The 1265-nt window shown below is 67.0% G+C and carries 1 pseudogene; it reads right to left on the bottom strand.

Annotation, left to right across the window (positions count from 1 at the left end):
- A pseudogene (locus BN903_RS04565) lies at positions 1-1239 on the bottom strand (tRNA (N(6)-L-threonylcarbamoyladenosine(37)-C(2))-methylthiotransferase); the annotation flags it as partial.
- Between the last annotated feature and the right edge of the window lie 26 nt (positions 1240-1265).

The following is a 1265-nucleotide window of genomic DNA, read 5'->3' as shown; positions in this document are numbered from 1 at the left end:
CGCCGAACGCGTACACGGTGCTGTGGCCGGTGACCTCGACGGTGAGGAACTCGCCGACCTCGATCTCGTGATCCGTCGCACCCTGAACGATGATCTGGCGGTAGGCGGAGTCGCGGCACTTCACGGAGTCGCCGGTCCCCTCCTCGACGACGAGCACCTCGAACGTCTCGCCGACCATCGACTCGTACGCCTCGCCGACGACCTCCATTTTCAGCTCCGACATCGCCTTCGAGCGCTCCTTCTTGACGGTTCCGCCGAGTCCCTTCATCTCGGCGGCGTCGGTGCCAGGGCGCTTCGAGAACCGGGTGACGTTGATCTTCTCCGGCCGGACCTCGGCGAGTAAGTCCATCGACAGCTCGTGATCCTCGTCGTCCTCGGTCGGGAAGCCGACGATGAAGTCGGTCGAGAGCGTCCAGTGGTCGAGCCGGTCGTCGAACGTCTCCACCACCTCGCGGAACTTCTCGACGCGGTGCTGGCGACGCATGTCTTCGAGCACGTCGTCGGAGCCGGACTGGACCGGGGCGTGGATGAAGTCGTACAGCTCCTCGTTGTCCGCGAACACGTCGGCCAGCTCCTCGTGGATCCCGTGGATCCCGCCGGGGTTCGCCATCCCGAGCCGGACCCGGAACTCGCCGTCGATGTCGCAGATCCGGTCGAGCAGTTCGGGGAGCTTCCGGTCGCCGTTGTCCCACCCGTACACGCCGGTGTCCTGCCCGGTGACGCGGATCTCTTTCGCGCCGGCGTGGACCAGGGCCCGCGCCTTCTCGACGTTCTCCTCGATCGGCGGGGAGTCGACGCGGCCGGTGGCGAACTTCGTGATACAGTACGAGCAGTTGCTCATACAGCCGCGCGCGATGGGCAGGATGCCGACGACGCCGTCGAGGATCGGCTCGGCGTCCGGCGTGACCGTCGGACACTCGCCGTTGAGCACGTACGACGGAACCTCGTCCCAGTGGAGAACCTCCGCGTCGACGTCCGCCTCCTCGAACGCCTCGCCCTGCGCGAGCGCCATACAGCCGGTGACGACGAGTTCGGCGGTCGTCTCCGACAGCTCCTCGGCGCGGCGGAGCATGTTCCGCTCGGTCTTCTCGACGACGGTACACGTGTTGAGGATGGCGACGTCCGCGTCTTCCGGGCCGTCGGCCGGGCGGTGCCCCCCGTCCGGAGGGCACGCTCGATCTCCCGGCTCTCTCCCCGGTTCGAGCTACAGCCGTACGTCTCGATGTGGTACGTCGCCATCTGAGTGCGTACAGTATCGGTTCCGG

The organism is Halorubrum sp. AJ67, assembly GCF_000513435.1.
The sequence above is the reverse complement of the archived record's forward strand: the minus strand, read 5'-3'. Positions and strand labels throughout refer to the sequence as shown.